Below are 20,167 nucleotides of genomic sequence, written 5' to 3' on the forward strand. Positions count from 1 at the left end.
CAAGTAGAGCCTATTTTCAGATCAAGCTTTTACTAACACAGACAAAATTAACGCTGAAAAGTCTTTGTTTAGGGCCTATATAATCGATTTTCGACGATAAACCAGACACCCTTGTGGACAACTCAGACATTAATTAGTAAAGATCTGATCTATGCTTAGTAGAGATCAGATCTATATATACCTTAAAGCAAATGATCTTACATAGATTGTGCATAACCACCTGATCTTACTTAGTAAAAAATTGATCTAAACTAAATATTTTGTGCATAAAGCTGTGCATAAACTGTTTATATATAACTTTTTGAAATAGCAGTTAGTAAAATTTCGATCTGGGAGTTATAAGAGATCTGATCTTAACCTAGTAAAAATTAGATCTATAAAATTATAAAAAATGATTGTAAAACAGTGAGATAAGCCTCTATTTCTTTTCCTTATCCTTTAATACCTAACTATTTAACCATATCTAAACCTTCTTATTTATACTTAGATGTAAATCAAAATTACAAATGTCTTTGTTTTTTTGTGTTTACAGCAAAATATATGGACATTATAATAATCGTTATCAAATAAAGGATAATGTGTATGTCTATAAATAACAATGCGCTATCAACGTATCGGCTTTTGAAAGCTACAGCTGAAGTAGCAGAACAATCACTTGCTGGTCGTATTCAACATTATAGAGCTCATCTTAAAACCGAAGAAAAGGAGCTTAGAACCTACACGCAAAAAGCTGCCGCAGATCTACTAGGTGTTAATAACAGAACACTAAAAAGACGTCATGACCAAGGTGACTTTGATGCCATCAACATTAAGAAAGGCGCAAATGGTCATTATGCATACACATTAGCAAATATCTTTGCGATGGCAGATGTCTTAGGTGTAAATGCCGATCAACGTAAGTCTGGCGACAAATTACAAGTCATAGTGATTAATAGTTTGAAAGGTGGCTGTGGTAAAACAACCAGTTTAGTGAACGTTGCTGCTGCATTAGCAACAACCAATATTAAGCGCTATCGCATCGGGATCATTGATCTTGATCCGCAAGGATCATCGTCAAGTTTTTTTCCATCTAACGATCATGAACCGATCACGGTTGGCGATTTGATGAGAGACTGCATTGAATTAGATGAAGGTGAAACATGGAAAGATCTTGTCTCTAACTCATTCCAAGAAACCCATATTCCAAATATTCGCGTATTACCTTCTGGTATGGATGACTTTTATTTTGAGCACGAAACTGCAACAGAGTTAAAAGAAAGCTCTAGCTACGAAAAGACACGCCATTACCACAAGCTCAAAGAGAAGGTTATAGAGCCTGTACAAGACGAGTTTGACATTATCCTAGTAGATACCGCACCTTCACTCAACTTTATGTTCTACAACGCACTGATGGCGTCTACAGCGATGTTGATACCTGTACATCCAGAGGCCGTTGATTTCGACGCTAATAATAAGTATCTAAAGCGTCTTGGTGAGATATATCATACCGTTGCAGCGCTTGGTCACGAAGGTTGGGACTTTATGCAGTTTTTAGTCACAAACTATGTTAAAGGTAACCACTCTCAGCGTGATATCGTTAAAGATGTACGTAGTGCTTTTGGTCGCCAAGTAATGAGCTATCCAATCAACCACAGCTCCGCAATTACGGCGAGTTCTTCATCGTTTAACACTATCTTTGATCAGAAGACTTCGGATAGCTTAGCAAGTCGTGAAGCATTATTAAAAGCGCAAGAAAATATCAAAGACGTAGTTGATGAATTAGAGATGCTGATCCGTTCAAATTGGCCTTCAACACAATCTTCGCTAGCAGAATAAAAAGGTATTAATAATGGCTAGAAAACGTAAAAATGACACACGAATAGATCCTTTTGCTACTGCGGTTGAAGGTAGTAGCCTCGATGATCTTTTAGATCAGGCTAAAGTAGGCGATGTGGTTACAATGCCAGCGCCAAGCGATCCAACAAAGACCATAGTGCTAACCTGTGAAGTGGTGCCGTTTAACGAAATCGAGAGTAAAACCACAGTTTATGGGCAGAATCGCCGCGAGCAATTGCTATTAAGCGAAAAAGCGGTAGCAGATATATTACCTGCCATTAAAAAAGATAAGCGAAATCTTCACCCTGCTCTATGTTGGCACCACAATGGCAAGCTTCACGTTTTATCAGGTTCAAGACGCCGTAAAGCCTGTTTGCTGGCTGAAGCGGATTATGTGGTATTGAGCTCGAAAGACTTTAACGACGAAGATGCAAAAACATTAGCGGTATCTTCCGATCAATACATTGCCCCGAGTCTTTGGGAATTGGGTAAAGCGTATTTTGACACCAAGCAAAACTTGATCGAGCAGGGCCATAAAGGATCGTATCGCGAAATTGCTGCCGTGGAAGGCGTTTCTCACACTGCCATCGCTGACGCGTTGAAAGCCTATGAAAGTATTCCAGTCGAAGTATTGCAATTGTACCCAACGGCAAATCATTTAGGCCGTGAAGCAGCTAAAAAGCTAATTACGGCAAAACAAGAACAGCCTGAACAGTTTTCAGAGCAAATCGCTGCGCTTAAAGCGCAAGATTTTATGAAAGAAGAGATGTCAGATGAAAAACGTGCTGTTCAGATCACCAAATTTTTGACCACATTTGGAAGTAATGATTCACGTGTGGAGTCCATGCTAGAGAACGACTACATTCGAGTACAAAGAAATCTAAAAAGTGGTGATGTTACCGTGAAAATAGATAATCGAGTATTGACTGATAAGCGTTTGGAACAATTGCAAAAGTTACTAAGCAGCTATAACTAAGGCCTGTTCAAAAATTGCCGCGTTGGTTGAATTATCAAGCAACTCGGCGCTTTTTCTAGTCAGTTGACCTCCAACCAGTCCTTTTTTAGCGAATTTCTCGCATTTCTCTCTTTAGCTCAAATCACTAATTTCATATACTGGCTTTTTATTTTAATTTTGACGTGCACTTAATGTCTTCGCAGTTATCTAAAGAGCAACTTTTCGCCTTATTTGAAGAAATCAAGCAGGAACAGGCTAATCAATTTCCTTTGTCTGAACGTTTTCTTCGCCAGTACTTCAATTCAGCTTTACTTGCGAAAGCTAAGGAGTATTTGAAAGACGAACAAGTCTGCTATCTTCAACACAGCGAAAACTTTGCACTCATTGACGCGCAGGTATTGGGAAATTACGGCAATACTTTCACCCAGCACATCAAAATAAACCAAACACAAGCTACGGTTTCGGTCGAAGCAAACTGCTCTTGTTCAAATAACAGTAAATGTCGGCACATTGCTGCGGTATTGCTCAAACTTAAAATCGAACATTCTGGCGGCTTTGGTGAGGCTTATTTGGTTAATGACTGGTTTAATGAACTTGGGCAGTTGCAGCAAAGCGATAAAGCAGACGCGGAAAACGTGTTGCTCTTCGTGTTAGAGCCACGAGCAAACGAAATCCTTGTAAGCCCTAAGGTATCGCCAAATCGGCCCGATGGTGTTTATCCCTTAGGCCGAGTGTTGACCGAGCAGCAGCTCAATAGTCAGGTCGCTCCTGCAGGTTTATTAGAAAACGATTTTCGCTTATTTAGCTGGATCCGCTCGCAAAATACACCGGGTCATTTTGAGCTATTTGGCGCCTGGGGCTTTAATGCACTCACACAACTTGTACATACCCATCGCTGTTTTTATCGTAACCAGCGCCAACCTTTGGAGCTTGGGCATAAGCAAACGCTAGATTTTTACTGGCATCAAGAAGGCAATGAATACCAACTTAAAAGCCGCCTAGCGAATGTTGAGCACTGGCGCTTGATTAAAACCGAACCTCCGGTGTATCTAGATACCGAGAATTTGGTCGTTGGCCGAATTGAGTCAGAGCTTACCGCGCAGGAAATCGCCCACCTTCATACTATGCCGACTATAACGGCTGAAAAGCTAGAGCAGGTGATGGCGCGTTTTCAAGATATCTTTACGGATGATGTCATTGCGCCTCCTGCTGGGTTTTCGCAGTTAGCGAGCAAGCAATCTAATGTTGCTAAGCTTATAAAACTAGATAGGCCAAACAAAATTCGCTTTGCGATTGAACCCCTTGGGAAAGGCGCGACGAAAAAGCAGTTGGCAAGATTGGAACAGGTCCTTACAGGCCTAGGACTTATTCATGAGGGAGATGAGTTTTTATTACCAACCGAGGATGGCGTTGAAGTCCATTGGTTTAACAGAGAAATCAGACCGCTTCTTCAGGGCAAACGTTGGATTGTTGACGAGTTGCCAAGCAATGGCCTCGTTGTTACACCAAAAGTGCTGTTAAGTCTTAAGCGAGATAAGCAACATCATGTGCTCGGTAAGGTGATGTTAGATGACAAGCCCGTTACGCTCAACTGGGATAAGCACCCAGCTCATGAGCTCAACAACCTTGCACATGAATATCGCTACGTCGAAATCGGTGAGCAGTTCTATGCCATTAGCAAATCCATATTTGATGAATTGCTAGAGCTGAAATCTCGTTTTAGTTATTACCTTTCGAGCTCACAATTTAAATTTCCGTTGTCGTATGCCAAAAAGCTATTTGAACTGACACATATTCACGCCGACTCAGACGATCAAAAGCTACTTGAGTATCTCGCCGAGCTAGATAAACCAATAGAAAACCTCGACGTGATCCCAGCCAGCGAAGGACAGAGCTTCACCCTACGAGATTATCAAGTTCAAGGGGTTAACTGGCTTAAGTTCCTTAATCGTCATCAGCTAGGTGGCATTCTGGCCGATGATATGGGTCTTGGTAAAACGCTTCAGGTTATTGCTTACTTTATTTCTCAGCATAATACGCTTGTGACACAACCAAGTTTAATTGTCTGTCCAACGAGTTTAGTGGGGAACTGGCGTGATGAATTTAAACGTTTCGCTCCGCATCTACCTTTGACTATTATTCATGGTTCCAATAGAGAGGAAGCACTCACCAACCTGTCTGGTGCACGATTTATTCTGACGACATATCCATTACTTAAGCGCGATGTGGCGTATTATAAAGGGCTAGATTTTGATTCCATCGTGTTGGATGAGGCGCAGTATATTAAAAATGAAAGCGCACAAATATCTAAATGCGTAAAGAGCCTATCAGCCCGTTTCAAGCTTTGTTTAAGTGGCACACCGGTAGAGAACAACTTACTTGAGCTTAAATCGCTGCTCGATTTTGTAATGCCTGATGTGCTGGGGACTAAGCAACAATTTAAGCAACACTTCCAGATCCCAATTGAAAAAGAACAAGATCGTCCTAGGGCCAGAGAGCTCAGATCGTTGATCGCGCCGTTTATTCTTCGTCGTACAAAAGCGGAGGTGGTGAAAGAGCTACCTAATAAGACAGAACTTATCAAAGAATTGGAGTTCTCTGATGAACAGCATAAGTTATATCAAGGTGTTCAGCACCAAGTAGAAAGTAGATTGCTCAATCTATTTCAGGAGCAAGGGGTTGAACGAAGCAAGCTGGCGTTCCTCGATGCTTTGCTAAAGTTACGTCAGATCTGCTGTCACCCACAATTGGTTGATAAATCACTGACCGACCAACATGGTGCTAAATTTGAGTGGCTTGCACAACACCTGCCAGTGCTGCTTAGTGAGGGTCGTAAGATAATTATCTTCAGCCAGTTTACCAGCGTGTTAGATCTCATTGCTGAGCAGTGCCAGCAGCAAAAGCTGAAATACACCATGCTGACGGGGCAGACAAGGCAACGGGATAAAGCCATTGAGGCGTTTACTCAAGGCAAGTGCAATGTCTTTTTAATAAGCTTAAAAGCTGGGGGAACTGGTTTGAATTTGACTCAAGCAGATACGGTTATCCATTTCGATCCTTGGTGGAATCCTGCGGTAGAAAATCAAGCAACAGATCGCGCCTATCGTATCGGACAAGACAAGCCGGTATTTGTGTACAAATTGATTATGGCGAACTCTATCGAAGAGAAGGTGTTTAAGATGCAACGCGATAAACAAGCTCTTGTTGACGCCCTGTTTGCCGAGTCTGGCGTCAATCTTGGTCAGTTTGATGAGTCGCAAATGCTAGCGCTGATAAAAAATTAAAAATAATTTGGAACTAATCAACAAAGGTGAAGGTCTATGATAGTGCTTGTTGTGACATTGTTGAAACAGTAGGCATATGTTGATTTTCCCCCTTTGTTACTGATTGTAATAAGCCAGCTTAATTAAGTTGGCTTTTCTTTTTTCTGGCTCTAGGGCCTGTTTATCTTTCAAGTTTGTTTTTGCAGCAGTTTGACTGGTATTTATACAAGGCAGAGCCTGCGTAGCATAGTCATTCTATGTAAGTCTGGCGATAACATAGTAGAAATGCCAATCAAGCGCTGCCCTTTGGGTTCACCTGAGTGCGCTTTGTTCATTGTTGCTCAACTTTTGCCTAGATTACTAGGCGGCAAGTCGAGCGTCGCGATCAAAACACACTCAGAAGAACAAAAATCAAACAGCAAAGGTCAACAGGCCCTAAAACATCTCTCACTCCATTTTTATTCCATAATCTCGCGCTTTAATAGCGATAACGGAGAAACGCCATAGACCAATTAGGATAACCTTATGCTTTGCTACGACGCGACAATTTCACACTTAAACTTTATTGAGACACAATCAGAATCTGACTATGATCTACTTAATGAAGTTGCGAGTTCAGAAGACTTGTCTAGTATACTTACCATGTTACTGTTCGATGACACGCTTTCAGACAAATTAAAGCGTCAAGTTAGACAACAATTGAAAAAGTTAAAAGCAAAGAGTAAATAAATCCTATGTCTACCCCATCAAGAATTTTGCTCGTCGAAGACGACCAAGATATTGCGGAGCAGGTGCTGTTGTTTTTTAGAGCATCCGGTTTTGAAATGTTTCATATTGCAGACGGTGCCGAAGTTGTACCTTGGGTAAAGTTAAACCAACCAAATGCAATCTTGATGGATATCATGTTGCCGAACCAAGACGGCGTAGAGTGTCTGCGTCAAATTCGGGCGTTTTCTGAAGTACCTATTGTGATGCTGACTGCCAAAGTGGCAGAAGCAGACCGTTTAAAGGGCTTAGAAGTCGGTGCAGATGATTATGTATGTAAACCTTTTAGCGCCGCTGAATTAGTGATGCGCATGAAAGCGATCTTACGTCGTTGTGTGAACACCAATGCGTATCAAAAGCCTATCGAAGTAAATCGCGAAGAATTAACGGTTAAGCTGAATGGCAGTACATTAGGCTTAACCAAAGTTGAGTTTGATGTCTTTGCGCTTTTATATGATGCGCCAAACCGTGTCTTTTCAAGACAGCAAATTCTTGATTATATTCAACCGGATAACTTTGATATTTCGGATCGCGTAATCGACAGCCACATTAAAAATATCAGAAAGAAAATCAAAGGATTAGATTTATCTCCGAAAATTGTAGAGTCGGTATATGGCGCCGGGTATCGCTACAATGGTCAACAGATCACTGAATGACTAAGTGATTGAAATTTATATCTAAGGTATTATCAAAGTAGAAGAACCGATGAGATCTCAATATGCTTTGGTCAATGCTCTCCAATACGCCTGCATGGTTTAGTCTTGCGCTATTTGCAGGCGGTGCGGCTACCCTACTCCCCGTTGTTTGGGTTATGCGCAGCACTTTCAAAAATCAACTCAAGACTCAACTCGCCTCCGAGCAAGCACTTAGGTCACAACTAAGCCAAGCTGAGCAACTCGCTGAGCAATTAAGAACACAGCAACTGCAAAGTCATGGCCAACAGCAGCAATTGCAAGCAAGATTAGCTGAGCGTCAACGGCAAGCCGCTGAATATCAGCAGCTGTGGCAGCGAGAGCTCGATGCCAAGGAAGAAATTCAAGTGCATGCTCATGAGTTAGAAGTTGAAATGGCCAACCTGCAAACCTTGCTGGAGCAAAAGCAACTGAGTTTTGAGCAGCAGCTCGCGCAGCTTGAGCAAGCTAAAGTCCAGTTGAAAGAAGAGTTTCATAATCTCGCGAATCAAATATTTGATGAGAAAAGCGAGCGTTTTAGTCACCAAAGTAAAGAAAAAATCCAGCAGTTGCTGCAGCCAGTACAAGGTGAATTAAAGGGCTTTAGAGATAAAATGGAAGCTATTCATAGTGAAGAGCTTAAGCAACGGGCGTCATTGAAAACCGAATTGCTGCACTTACAAGCCAACAATAAAGCCATGACTGAGCAAGCCGATCGTTTGACCACTGCGTTACAAGGGCAAAAGAAAGCACAAGGTAACTGGGGCGAACTCATGCTCGAAAATGTGCTAGATAGTGCTGGGCTACGTCCGGGGCACGACTATCAGCGAGAAGTAAGTTTTAATACCGACGAAGGCAAGTTTCGCCCTGACGTCGTGGTTTACTTACCGCAATCTCGCCACCTTGTTATTGACGCTAAAACCTCATTGAATGCCTATACACGGTATATTAATGCCACAACCGATAGTGAAGCGAATCAAGCCATTGTGGCACACACCGAAGCCATCACTGCACGGATCAAAGAGTTGGGTAGTAAATCTTATGAGCGCTTACCAGGTCTTAACTCCCCTGAGGTGGTCATCATGTTTATCCCTGTGGAATCTGCATTTGTTGAGGCGGTTAAGCATAAGCCAACGCTTTATCAGGACGCTTTACAAAACAATGTATTAGTGGCAACGCCAACAACGCTATTGACCAGTCTTAACATCGTCAAACAACTATGGCGCTTTGAAGAGCAAAGCAAACACACCAGAGAGCTGGCGCTACGAGCGGAGAAGTTTTATAACAAGCTCAATAGCTTCCTACATAGTATGGAAGGGGTGGGCAAACAGCTTGATAAAGCAAAAGAGAGCTACGAGCGCGCGTTTTCTCAGTTGTATATGGGTAAAGGTAATTTAATTAAGCAAGCCTCTGAATTTAAAGAGCTAGGTGTTGCCGTTGTCAAAGAGCTACCCGAAGAACTCGAAGAAAAAGCCAAACTTGAGCTCGAGCCGGTAAGTTCGCTTGCTAACCACGATAGCTCGAAATAACTCTTGAAATCCAAAAAGGCCCATCGGGCCTTTGAACTGAAAGATAAAAGAATTTAACCTGAAATGATTAAGGTGCTTGGCATTTGGCATAGTCGCTGTGGCGTGGCGTATCCGAGTACAAGTGCATATAAAGCGCAAACTGATTGACATCACGCCAAACATTGCTACTGACCGGTGGGCAAAGTGACTGCTCGATATACCCCTTGAGTGCCTGTCCCGTTAATGCAAGTTTAGTCGGGATACGGATAAACACATTGATGTCATCTTTACTGGTTTTTAAATGTGAGAACTGCCAGCTTCCAACCATATACTGTTTGGTAAAGTAGCGGTTGATACGCATTTGGGATTCTTTACTAAGCTGCTGAGTAGGTGCCTCAGATGTTTCGGTAACAAATGCCCATGCACTAATCAGTGAAATCATAGTGGCTAGTACAAAAGTCCAAATTACAGCAGGTGATAGTTTATTTTTTGGCTTTATTTGAAGTTGCTGCTGGTTCGCTCTAGATTCAACAATTTTCAACCATTCAGCATGTTTAAGCGTCCGTTGTGTCATTGGTACTCTCCGTTTCTGCATGCTGGTATTTAAGCGTTGCAATATGGAGTAAAGATGGAGCGGGTAAACATCAGACCAGTGCCTGAGTGAGGTATAAGGTAGATTAAAAAATTCTTTATTATCGATGAAAGAATAATTCTAAAATCCGCGTCTTTTCTTATGAGCGATTGCTTAATCTTAGGTTGCTATTGAATAAGTAAGTACCAACATTTTAGTCGTAGGTTGAATGTGAACGTACCGCTTTTTGTGTCATTCACTTGGGTCTTTTATTCAGTCTTGATTTATCTTCATGGTGACTAAATTAAGTAATAATCGGTCTTTTACAGACTCTGCATTCAACATATTCACGGGACAAACTATGCAAATTATTAATAACAAGCTGGAAAACGCTGTTCGCAAGCCAATCTCGTTGGCTATTGGTACCGCGCTTCTTTCAACAATTTCAATTCACGCGCAAGCCGAAAGTAACAACACTGAAGCCAAAGATAGTGTTGAAGTCATCGAGATCACAGGTACGCGAAGAAGCCTTCGTAGTGTTGCCGAAAGTACGGTACCAGTTGATGTTATTTCTTTAGATGATATGCAAAGTACTGGTCAGCTAGAGCTGAGCCAAGTACTGACGACACTCGTGCCAAGTTTTAACTTCCCTAACTCGACACTCGCGGATGGTACCGATCATGCTCGTCCGGCAGTACTTAGAGGTTTAGCACCAGACCACACCTTAGTGCTAGTAAACGGTAAACGTCGTCATGCTGGCGCATTGTTGAATTTAAACGGTACCGTTGGTCGTGGTTCAACCGCGGTTGATTTAAATACGATCCCGGCTGCCGCGATTAAACGTGTAGAAGTATTGCGTGATGGCGCTGCTGCTCAATACGGCTCAGATGCCATTGCTGGCGTTATTAATATCGTGCTTAAAGATGCAGAAGAAGGCGGCAGTATTAGTGTGACCTATGGTGAACACGATACGCAGATGGCAGGTGTCCCTGACTTATTAGAAACCCGTGCAAACGATGCGGGCGATTTGGACTTTGTGCTTGGAGATGACCGTAAGCGTAACGACGGTGGTACCACAACAATTGGTGCCAACATCGGTTTTGCTTTAGGTAATGAAGGTTTTATTAATCTGTCTGCCGAATATAGAGATAAAAAACCGACTAATCGTTCAGGCTTTGATCCAAGAGAGCAATATGCTCGTGATGAAAATGGTCAACTTGACTCAAGAGAGTTTTCATTCGATCGCTACAACCACCGTTTTGGTAAAGCTGAAGTGGAAGACTTTGCACTATTTTATAATGCGGGTTACAACCTAGATGCGGAAACCGAACTTTATTCATTTGGTAGCTACTCAACACGTGAAGGTAACTCCGGTGGTTTCTATCGCCGTGCAAATGACAGCCGCAACTTAACTGCGGTATATCCAGATGGTTTCTTGCCTCAAATCGTCAGCGATGTAGATGATTACTCGTTTGCGGTTGGTGTTAAAGGCACTCGAGGTGAGTGGGATTACGATATCAGTACAAACTATGGTGTGAATGACTTCGCTTTGGGTGTCGTAAATAGTTTGAATACTTCGATGGGTGTAACAAGCCCGACTGAGTTTAATAACGGTGCTTTAGTTTATTCACAGTGGCTTGTGAATGCTGATGCTAAAACGGCATTGGATTTAGGCTTACCGGATGATGTATTTTTCACGATTGGTGCAGAATATCGCCGTGAAACCTATGAAATTGAAGTAGGTGAAGAAGCGTCTTACCTGACCGTGCTGGATGCAGAAGGTAATCCCGTTGCGGCCGGCGGTGCGCAGGTACTCGCTGGTTTCTCACCAGCAAGTGCTGTCGATGAGTCTCGTCACAATATCGCTTTATTCGCAGAGTTTGATACCTACTTAACGCAGGACTGGAATGTCGTTTTGGCGGGTCGTTTTGAAGATTACAGTGATTTTGGCAGCACCTTCACCAGTAAACTGGCATCGCGCTACGTGGTGTCGGATAACTTTTCACTACGTGGTGCAGTAAGCACAGGTTTTAGAGCGCCTTCATTGGCTCAAACGTCCTATAAGTCAATTGCTACGGTATTTGAAAATGGCGTACCGAGTGAAGTTGGTCATTTCCCTGTTGATACGCCAGCTGCAAAAGCGCTGGGTGCGAGGGAGCTTGAACCGGAAGAGTCAGTTAATATGACGGCGGGCTTTGTCTATACACTAGACGCGTTCTCATTTACGGTGGATGCTTATCGAATTGACATCAACGATCGCATCGTACTTTCTGAGAACTTGGGTGGTCCTGAGGTCATTAATATTTTGCAGCTAGCGGGTGAGCTCAATACGCAAAGTGTAAGGTATTTCACTAATGCTATCGACTCGCGTACTCAAGGTGTGGATATCGTAGCAACGTACAGTTTTGATCTTGCCGACTACGGTAATCTGCGTTTAAGCGCCGCAGTAAACATCAATGACACGGAAGTGACACATGTAAAGGCAAACCCTGCTGAGCTTGAAGCCCTAGGTGACAGCTATGAGTATTTTGCTCGTCGTGAAATTGCACGATTTGAAGATGGGACACCAAAAGACAAATGGAACTTAGCTGCAATTTGGCAATTTGGCGATTGGCAGACGACATTACGTGCCACACGCTATGGTGAAACGGTGGACTCTTCGAGCGCAGTAGAAGGCGATGAAGTATTAGACGCTAAATGGATCACTGATTTAGAAGTGGCTTATAACCTAGGTAACAACTGGAAGTTTGCTGTAGGCGCTAACAATCTATTTGATCAGTATCCACAAGATACTGTTAGTAATATTGGTTATACAACGTTTAACCAGATCTTCCCCTACTCTGCGTTTTCGGCATATAACACCGATGGTCGCTTTGTATATGGCAATATCAGCTACCGCTTCTAAGCTAGCTTAGAAAGAGGAAAGGCCAAGCAGATGCTTGGCCTTTTTGTGCTTTACGCTGATACCTCTACCGCGTGAGGTAAGTTTATCTGGATACATAAACCGCCATACTTCCCTGACTTCACTGTGATTTTTCCATTCATCGCTTCAATCAAGCTCTTACAAATAGATAAACCAAGACCTGAGCCTCCTGTCGCACGACTTCTCGATGCCTCGACACGGTACAAGCGTTCAAACAGTTTGTTCTGCTCGGCCTCAGATACGCCTGGTGAGCTATCTTCTACTTGTAGAAATAGTCCTTGTTTATTGACCACGGCTTTAAACCTTACCTTGCCGGGTTTATCTGTATATAAACATGCATTCTTAGCAAGATTATCGATAACTCTATCTAGCTTTGGTTTATCAATGTAAATACTCATATCATCGACGTGAATGTCGGCAATAAATTGCAGCTGATCACTCGTTACCAGTCTTTCAATATCGTACACATAGCTTTGGATAACCGTTTTCGCGCCATACTGCTGAGGATGGATCACAAGTGCGTCATGATCTGCTTGAGACAATTGATACACGTTTGAGATCAATTCATTGAGCTGATTTATCTTGTTGTTGATCTTGGCATATGCAATTGTGCTGTCATCAATAAGATTGTGTTCCATCGCTTCTATATGGAGTTTTAAGACACTGAGTGGCGTGCGTAACTCGTGGGAAATATCGGCCAGCATTTTATCTTTATGCTCAATATTCAATTGATACATTTTTGCTTTTAGCGCCGCATTTCTATGTTTGACGACAAAAAATCCGACTAGAAATAATCCAGCTAAAAAGGTCGAGATTGCTGCGGTTACCCACATTTGTGTGGATAGCTTGGCATTTTGTAAGTTAACCTCGGTTATGGCTTGTGCAGAGCGGGCCTGCTCTAGTTGTTGAGATTGAATAAGCGCGTCAATACTGGCTTTATAGGTACTAACTTGTTTTTCTAGTAACACTTTATGAAGTCTAGTCTGCAGCTCTGAAGTTGACTTCATAAATTGATAGGCTTGGGCGTATTCATGATGTGCAGCTAGCGTTATCGCTTTAAGGCGGTGATATTTTTCGAGCAGCAGCTCTGCCGTTTCAATTTCGGTTAGGGCATCCAGCTTTGTCAGTAGTGTTTTTGCTTCGGCTAATTCTTTGCGTTTTAGCCTAACTTCTAACTCCGTCAGATAGGCGTAAAATTGTTGCAGTGTTGAACTGGTTTGAGTGGCATACTCAATGCCTGCTTGTGCATCCGACAGGGCACTGTCTAAGTTAGCCTTAGCTATATGGATCAGTGCGGAGTTACGATATGCCCTAGCGAGTGAAACCCTAGCATTGAGTTCTTTTAGAAATTCAATGGCCTCTTTTGTTTGCGCTAAAGCTTCGTCCGTTTTACCATTCTTGAACTTCAGCTCTCCCAAGCGAAGCGCTGTGCCGGCGACGTTGCGTAATTCCTTTGAAGCTTTATCTGCAGCGAGAGCTTGTTGGAAGAAGTACTCAGCATTTTCTTCATCTCCCATCCGCACAGAAATATCACCGAGATTATAAAAGTTAGCCCCTTGCTTTTCGTACTGATCAGTTCCTTTTAGCAGTTCATAGGCTTTTAAGTGGTATTGCATAGATTGCGCAAGCAAATTTCTATGGTCGGCAACAACACCTAAATTATTATAGGTTTGTGCAACTAAATTTGATTTGTTCATTGCTTCGGCTGAAGAGAGCGCTTTTAAGTAAAAAGACTCGGCCTGCTCAAGCTGGCTTAAGTTACGATAGTTAATGCCTATCTCTCTGTATACTTCATACTTGCGCGCTTCGGTAAGGAAAAACTGCTTTTCGATATAGCTAAGCGTAGATATCGATTTTTCGTACAAGTCTTGTTTTCGATAAATCATGGCCTGCAAATAAATCGCTTGATATCTCGTTTCCTCTTCTTCACTGACGCTGGCCGTTTCAATTTTAACTAAGGCTTCGTTATATTTGCCTGCCTTTTCCAGATCTTCGATTTCCTTGATAACTGTGTTCCCGGCCTGACAATGCATCGCTGTAAGCAGTGCGACTGCTTTTATTAAGTTCTTAATGGGGGTCATGTATCAACTTCAATGTACTGTAATCAGTTTTATAGTTTTACATGGAAAAGTGGGGTAAATATGGAAAGTGTAAAGGGGGTTTACAGCAAAAAGAAGTGCTGATAAATCTATGGTTAGTCATATTTTGATTTTTATTCAAAATAAACTCAGAACAAAATTTTACTAAGTAAGTTAGTAAAAATGTGACCTGTCGCTGGTTTAGTTAGTAAAATTTTGGTTTGTGAAAGTGAAAAAAGTCACAAATGCGCTCTTTTTTGTCAGGATCTTAGATCTTTACTGAAAAGATCGGGATCGTTTGGTGTTGAGTTAATAAAAGTCTGATCTCAAATAGGTCTAGGTTAGTAAAAATATGATCTGAATAACTGACGTTGGTAAATACGTGATCTAAGTTATCAGTGGCTAGTAAAAACCTGATCCACAATAGATAAAAGGGCCTGACGGCCCTTGCTGATTAAGGAACTATATAGGTCGTTATCTAAATCGAGAGTTTAGAACTGGTTCATAGTGTTGGCTTCACCGCCTGCTTTGAGTGCGTTCTCACCAGAGAAATACTCTTTGTGCGTGTCACCGATATTAGAGCCCGCCAAGTCTTGGTGTCTAACTGATGCTTGTTCGCGACGGATTTCCTGTCGTTGCACATCGCGTACATAGGCAAGCATACCCGCGTCACCGAAATAGCCTTCAGCCAGAATATCAGTGCTGAGCGCTGCTGTATGGTAAGTTGGCAGTGTAATAAGGTGGTGGAAAATACCTGCTTCTCTTGCCGAGTCACGCTGGAAGTTTTGCACTAGTAGATCGGCTTCTGTTGCCAATTCGGTTGCGTCTAACTCAGGCGCCATCAACACTTTTGCATCCGCGCTTGGATTTGGGTATGCCGATAAGTCTTTACCTTGCTCCTGCCATTGTTGGTATACCTGTTCACGGAATTTTAATGTCCAGTTGAACGATGGCGAGTTGTTGTACACAAGCTTAGCGTTAGGCACCTGTTCACGAACTCGGTTAACTAGCTCGGCAATTTGCTCGATATTTGGCTTTTCGGTTTCAATCCATAATAGATCTGCGCCTGATTGAAGACTGGTTACACAGTCTAGTACCACACGGTCTTTTTCTGTGCCCGCTCTGAATTGGTATAAACCGTTGTCTAAGCGAACTGGCTTTTGCAGTTCGCCACCCAATTTAATTGCCATCTCACCTTCTTGTAAGTCAGCGGCCGAGGTCACTGGCGTGGTGTCTAAATAACTGGTGTATTGACTCGCAAGGTCGCCCGGCGCTTTTGATACTGGCACTTTTTGCGTCAAACTTGCACCCAATGAGTCAGTGCGTGCGACGATAACGCCATCTTCAACGCCAAGTTCAAGGAATGCGTATCGTACAGCGTTAATCTTAGCTAAAAAGTCTTCATGGGGAACCGTTACTTTACCCGCTTGGTGGCCACACTGTTTTGCATCCGATACTTGGTTTTCGATTTGAATTGCACAAGCACCCGCTTCAATCATTTGTTTAGCTAATAGGTAGGTTGCTTCTTCGTTACCAAAACCAGCATCAATATCAGCAATGATAGGCACTACATGGGTTTCGAAGTTGTCGATTTTGTTAAGGATCTCTGTTGTATCTTGGCCTTTTGCTCTTGCTGCATCAAGATCTTTGTAGAGATGATCTAGCTCTCGTGCATCGGCTTGCTTGAGGAAGGTGTAGATCTCTTCAATCAAAGCAGGAACCGCAGTTTTTTCATGCATACTTTGGTCAGGTAGTGGGCCAAACTCTGAGCGTAGCGCCGCAACCATCCAGCCACTTAGGTAAACGTATGAGCGTTTTGTGGTTTTATTGTGACGTTTTACGGCCATCATCATTTGCTGCGCGGTAAAACCGTGCCAACAACCAAGCGATTGCGTGTATTGGCTGCTATCTGCGTCGTACGCTGCCATGTCTTCACGCATCACCTTAGCCGTGTATTTTGCAATGTCCAAACCGGTTTTAAAACGGTTTTGTAGGTGCATACGGCTGGCATACTCAGGACTGATAGACTGCCAAGTTTTTCCTTGGCTTTGGCATAGACTAGAGAAATGATCTAACTGAGTTTGATACTGAGACATAATTAGCTTCCTTTGAACGGGTACTATAAATCAAATTAAATTCTGGTTGTTTGTTACACGAAACCAACCGGTGTGAGAGTGGTTGGCTGCGGGCTTAATTAAACACTAGGCCGATAAATTAGATTTTTTAAATTTATAGTTATTATTGCGAGTATATTTTTTGTGAATGGGAAAAGGGGTTCGTTTTTCCAAAAATTGTTTTATGTTTGACCTATCCCGTTCAAAAAATGTTAATCAAGGACTCTCCATGAGCAAGTATGTCACTCATTCAGGCTTCCAAATTGCGACTCCACTGGCGCAGTTTGTTGAGCAATCTCTACTTCCCGGTACGGGGATCGCGGTCAATCAATTTTGGCAAGGCGTAGCGGATATTTTTTCGGAACTTGGGAAGCAAAACCAAGCGTTACTCAACAAACGCGATACCCTGCAACAGCAAATTGACGATTACCACCTCTCTCATCCTGATTGGCAATCTGCAGAATATCGGACATTTCTTGAATCTATCGGTTATTTGCAGCCTGAGCCTGAAGATTTTGCCATCGAAACCGAGCATGTGGAGCCTGAAATTGCGAGCGCAGCCGGTCCTCAGTTAGTGGTGCCTGTCAGTAACGCAAGGTTTGCGCTTAATGCGGCTAATGCGCGTTGGGGCTCCTTGTATGATGCGCTCTATGGAACGGATGTTCTTGGCGAAGAGGATGGTGCTGAGCGTACTCAAGCCTATAATCCGAATCGTGGGTTTAAAGTCATGGCTTATGCTAGGCAGTTTCTCGATAAAGCGCTGCCGTTGGCAGAAGGTTCTCACATAGAAAGTACGAACTACGCGATTCTAGACGGCAATTTAGTGATTACACTCAACGACAGCACCCAAGTTGCACTGCAAAAGCCTGAGCAGCTGGTGGGTTATCAGGGGGAGGCACAAAATCCAAGCGTGGTATTGCTGCGCCACCATGATCTGCATATTGAGATCCAAATTGATCCACACCATCCGATCGGACAGGCAGACAAAGCAGGGATCAAAGATGTCGTCCTTGAGGCTGCACTTACGACTATCATGGATTGTGAAGACTCGGTTGCGGCGGTGGATGCACAAGACAAAGTATTGGTATACCAAAATTGGTTAGGTTTGATGAAAGGGAGCTTGAGTGAGACCTTCGAAAAGTCAGGTCAGTCGCTGACTCGGACGCTAAATGCCGACCGAAGTTACGTAGATACACAAGGCCAGCGTATGACACTAAAAGGTCGCTCTATGATGTTTGTGCGCAATGTTGGCCACCTAATGACAACGCCAGCGGTACTGGATGCAGAAGGAAACGAGCAGTTCGAAGGGATCTTAGATGCCATCATGACAAGCACGGCTGCGCTGCATGATTTACAAGGCAATAGTCCGTTTAAAAACTCGACGGCAGCAAGTATCAATATCGTGAAGCCGAAGATGCACGGCCCTGAAGAAGTCGCTTTCACTGATACCCTATTTAGCCGAGTTGAAGCGCTGCTCTCGTTACCCAAAAATACCATTAAAATGGGGATTATGGATGAAGAGCGCCGTACTTCGGTAAACTTAAAAGCCTGTATTGCCGCCGCTAAGCAGCGTGTAGTATTTATTAATACCGGGTTTTTAGATAGAACGGGCGATGAAATTCACACTTCGATGTTAGCAGGCCCTGTATTGCCCAAAGTGGCTATTAAAGGACAGTCTTGGATAGCGGCTTATGAAGACCAAAATGTGGATATTGGCCTTAAAACCGGTTTTCGGAAAAAGGCACAAATAGGTAAAGGAATGTGGCCAATGCCAGATAAAATGGCGCTGATGATGGAGCAAAAACAAGGCCATCCGGAGTCTGGTGCTAATACTGCATGGGTGCCCTCTCCTACCGCAGCAACGCTCCATGCGATGCACTATCACTATGTAGATGTGTTTGCACGCCAACTTGAGATAAAAACACGTCAGCAGGCATCACTTGATAACTTACTTACGCCGCCTTTGATGTTAGAAAACGATTTGTCTGCGGAGGATATCCAAGCCGAATTAGACAATAACGCGCAGGGCATTTTAGGCTACGTGGTGCGCTGGATAGACCAAGGCGTAGGCTGTTCAAAAGTGCCTGATATCAATCACGTTGGATTAATGGAAGACAGAGCAACGCTTAGGATTTCAAGTCAGCATATCGCTAACTGGTTATATCATGGTATTTGTAGCGAAGAGCAAGTAGAAAAAACCTTTAGGCGTATGGCTGCTGTGGTAGATGGTCAAAACGAAGGCGACAGCCTCTACCAACCAATGCTCAATGACCATAAACCGCTTAGTGAAAACCTCGCCTATAAAGCGGCGTTATCTTTGGTATTTGAAGGCCGAGTACAACCCAATGGTTACACCGAGCCGCTGCTTCACGCCTATCGACAAGCCTATAAGCAGCAGGCTGATTAGTCCCTTTTCATTTCGATGTCACTCAAATCAAGGCTGGTTAATCCAGCCTTTTTGGTTTTTATGCTTGTGCCGAGCTGCTCGTCGAAATATTTGTTGAGATATGTGTCGAGGTAAACCTCGACCTACGCTGGATTTGTAGGTCGTGATTTATCACGATGAGATTTTTTGTCGTGGGTTGTTAAGATTCTTGTCGAGATTTTTGTTGAGATATGTGTCGAGGTAAAACTCGACCTACGTTGGATTTGTAGGTCGTGATTTATCACGATGAGATTTTTGTCGTGGGTTGTTAAGATTCTTGTCGAGATTTTTGTTGAGATATGTGTCGAGGTAAAACTCGACCTACGTTGGATTTGTAGGTCGTGATTTATCACGATGAGATTTTTATCGTGGGTTGTTAAGATTCTTGTCGAGATTTTTGTTGAGATATGTGTCGAGGTAAAACTCGACCTACGCTGGATTTGTAGGTCGTGATTTATCACGACGAGCTTCTAATAGGCTACATTTGCGATGAGGTGACTAACGGAATTCGTGTTGAAACACCGTTGAGTGCAATTTTGTGGATCATTTCATCTAGGGTAGTGCAGCAATCACTGAGAATGTAGACATTGTACTGCTCCGCCGATTTCGATAGCGCGGTATGGGTTACACAGTTTTGTGTCATCATGCCGCAGATATATAAAGTGTCGATACCTTTAGATTGGAGCAAATCGTTTAAGGAGGTTTGCTCAAAGCTGTCGGCATAGGACTTTACGATATGGTGGCCGTTTTCTTGCGCTTGGTGTAGGTCATTATGAAGCTCGACACCGCTAGTGTCGGCATTAAAAAATGGCGCTTTTCCTTGCTCTGGATTGGCTATGTGCTGGACATAAATGATCTCCATGTTTTGTTCTGCTGCTTTTTTGATAGCTGTATTGATGTTTGCCAGTGTATTTTCGGTATTCCATAACGGGAAAAGCCCTCCAGGAAAGTAGTCATTTTGAATATCGATAACCAATAGTGCGCTGTTGTTCATTTCTTTTACCTCGTTAGTTAATTTTCAGAGGTATTGTGCTGGAGTTGTAACTTTGACTGGAGTGTCTAAAATGACATTTTTGAGT

Annotated in this window: 12 protein-coding genes; 8 read left to right on the forward strand and 4 right to left on the reverse strand. The window is 42.9% G+C overall.

All coding sequences use genetic code 11. The features are described from left to right. Window positions 1-582: 582 nt before the first annotated feature. The 6 genes from B1L02_RS20760 to rmuC all read left to right on the forward strand — a co-directional run bounded on the left by B1L02_RS20760 (window position 583) and on the right by rmuC (window position 8,998). On the forward strand, window positions 583-1,815 hold the full coding sequence (locus tag B1L02_RS20760) for an AAA family ATPase (protein ID WP_088532664.1): 1,233 nt from the start codon (window positions 583-585) through the stop codon (window positions 1,813-1,815). Between the two features lie 13 nt (window positions 1,816-1,828). Next, window positions 1,829-2,791, forward strand: a complete 963-nt coding sequence (locus B1L02_RS20765) for a ParB N-terminal domain-containing protein (protein ID WP_088532665.1) — start codon at window positions 1,829-1,831, stop codon at window positions 2,789-2,791. 170 nt (window positions 2,792-2,961) lie between these two features. Next, entirely contained in the window at window positions 2,962-6,054 is a 3,093-nt protein-coding gene (locus B1L02_RS20770; RefSeq protein WP_088532666.1) for a DEAD/DEAH box helicase, read from the forward strand. Between the two features lie 504 nt (window positions 6,055-6,558). Then, window positions 6,559-6,762, forward strand: coding sequence for a hypothetical protein (locus tag B1L02_RS20780; protein WP_010376203.1), 204 nt, complete (start codon window positions 6,559-6,561; stop codon window positions 6,760-6,762). 5 nt (window positions 6,763-6,767) lie between these two features. Further along, window positions 6,768-7,454, forward strand: a complete 687-nt coding sequence (locus B1L02_RS20785) for a response regulator (RefSeq protein WP_088532668.1) — start codon at window positions 6,768-6,770, stop codon at window positions 7,452-7,454. Between the two features lie 62 nt (window positions 7,455-7,516). Then, entirely contained in the window at window positions 7,517-8,998 is a 1,482-nt protein-coding gene (gene rmuC / locus B1L02_RS20790) for a DNA recombination protein RmuC (RefSeq protein WP_088532669.1), read from the forward strand. Between the two features lie 67 nt (window positions 8,999-9,065). Here rmuC and B1L02_RS20795 read toward each other — a convergent pair whose 3' ends face one another. Further along, window positions 9,066-9,551 carry a hypothetical protein gene (locus tag B1L02_RS20795; protein ID WP_088532670.1) on the reverse strand — a complete coding sequence of 162 codons (486 nt, stop codon included), beginning with the start codon at window positions 9,549-9,551 and terminating at the stop codon, window positions 9,066-9,068. 358 nt (window positions 9,552-9,909) lie between these two features. On the opposite strand from B1L02_RS20795, the gene B1L02_RS20800 reads away from it, so the two are divergent. Continuing rightward, window positions 9,910-12,453, forward strand: a complete 2,544-nt coding sequence (locus B1L02_RS20800) for a TonB-dependent receptor plug domain-containing protein (RefSeq protein ID WP_088532671.1) — start codon at window positions 9,910-9,912, stop codon at window positions 12,451-12,453. 50 nt (window positions 12,454-12,503) lie between these two features. On the opposite strand, the gene B1L02_RS20805 is transcribed toward B1L02_RS20800, so the two are convergent. Then, window positions 12,504-14,552: an ATP-binding protein gene (locus B1L02_RS20805; protein ID WP_088532672.1), complete on the reverse strand. Its 2,049-nt coding sequence runs from the start codon at window positions 14,550-14,552 to the stop codon at window positions 12,504-12,506. 488 nt (window positions 14,553-15,040) lie between these two features. Beyond that, window positions 15,041-16,645, reverse strand: coding sequence for an isocitrate lyase (locus B1L02_RS20810; RefSeq protein WP_088532673.1), 1,605 nt, complete (start codon window positions 16,643-16,645; stop codon window positions 15,041-15,043). A gap of 247 nt (window positions 16,646-16,892) precedes the next feature. On the opposite strand from B1L02_RS20810, the gene B1L02_RS20815 reads away from it, so the two are divergent. Next, on the forward strand, window positions 16,893-19,070 hold the full coding sequence (locus B1L02_RS20815) for a malate synthase G (protein WP_088532674.1): 2,178 nt from the start codon (window positions 16,893-16,895) through the stop codon (window positions 19,068-19,070). A 496-nt stretch (window positions 19,071-19,566) separates the two neighbouring features. On the opposite strand, the gene B1L02_RS20820 is transcribed toward B1L02_RS20815, so the two are convergent. Continuing rightward, window positions 19,567-20,082 carry a cysteine hydrolase family protein gene (locus B1L02_RS20820; RefSeq protein ID WP_088532675.1) on the reverse strand — a complete coding sequence of 172 codons (516 nt, stop codon included), beginning with the start codon at window positions 20,080-20,082 and terminating at the stop codon, window positions 19,567-19,569. Window positions 20,083-20,167 lie beyond the last annotated feature (85 nt).

The organism is Pseudoalteromonas piscicida, from assembly GCF_002208135.1.
Classification (GTDB): domain Bacteria; phylum Pseudomonadota; class Gammaproteobacteria; order Enterobacterales; family Alteromonadaceae; genus Pseudoalteromonas; species Pseudoalteromonas piscicida_A.

What these genes read in the sequence shown, in the direction of transcription:
- B1L02_RS20765 (WP_088532665.1), top strand. Translation starts at nt 1,829, where the DNA reads ATGGCTAGAAAACGTAAAAATGACACACGAATAGATCCTTTTGCTACT.
- B1L02_RS20810 (WP_088532673.1), bottom strand. Translation starts at nt 16,645, where the DNA reads ATGTCTCAGTATCAAACTCAGTTAGATCATTTCTCTAGTCTATGCCAA.
- B1L02_RS20760 (WP_088532664.1), top strand. Translation starts at nt 583, where the DNA reads ATGTCTATAAATAACAATGCGCTATCAACGTATCGGCTTTTGAAAGCT.
- B1L02_RS20820 (WP_088532675.1), bottom strand. Translation starts at nt 20,082, where the DNA reads ATGAACAACAGCGCACTATTGGTTATCGATATTCAAAATGACTACTTT.
- rmuC (WP_088532669.1), top strand. Translation starts at nt 7,517, where the DNA reads ATGCTTTGGTCAATGCTCTCCAATACGCCTGCATGGTTTAGTCTTGCG.
- B1L02_RS20800 (WP_088532671.1), top strand. Translation starts at nt 9,910, where the DNA reads ATGCAAATTATTAATAACAAGCTGGAAAACGCTGTTCGCAAGCCAATC.
- B1L02_RS20805 (WP_088532672.1), bottom strand. Translation starts at nt 14,552, where the DNA reads ATGACCCCCATTAAGAACTTAATAAAAGCAGTCGCACTGCTTACAGCG.
- B1L02_RS20815 (WP_088532674.1), top strand. Translation starts at nt 16,893, where the DNA reads ATGAGCAAGTATGTCACTCATTCAGGCTTCCAAATTGCGACTCCACTG.
- B1L02_RS20770 (WP_088532666.1), top strand. Translation starts at nt 2,962, where the DNA reads ATGTCTTCGCAGTTATCTAAAGAGCAACTTTTCGCCTTATTTGAAGAA.
- B1L02_RS20785 (WP_088532668.1), top strand. Translation starts at nt 6,768, where the DNA reads ATGTCTACCCCATCAAGAATTTTGCTCGTCGAAGACGACCAAGATATT.
- B1L02_RS20780 (WP_010376203.1), top strand. Translation starts at nt 6,559, where the DNA reads ATGCTTTGCTACGACGCGACAATTTCACACTTAAACTTTATTGAGACA.
- B1L02_RS20795 (WP_088532670.1), bottom strand. Translation starts at nt 9,551, where the DNA reads ATGACACAACGGACGCTTAAACATGCTGAATGGTTGAAAATTGTTGAA.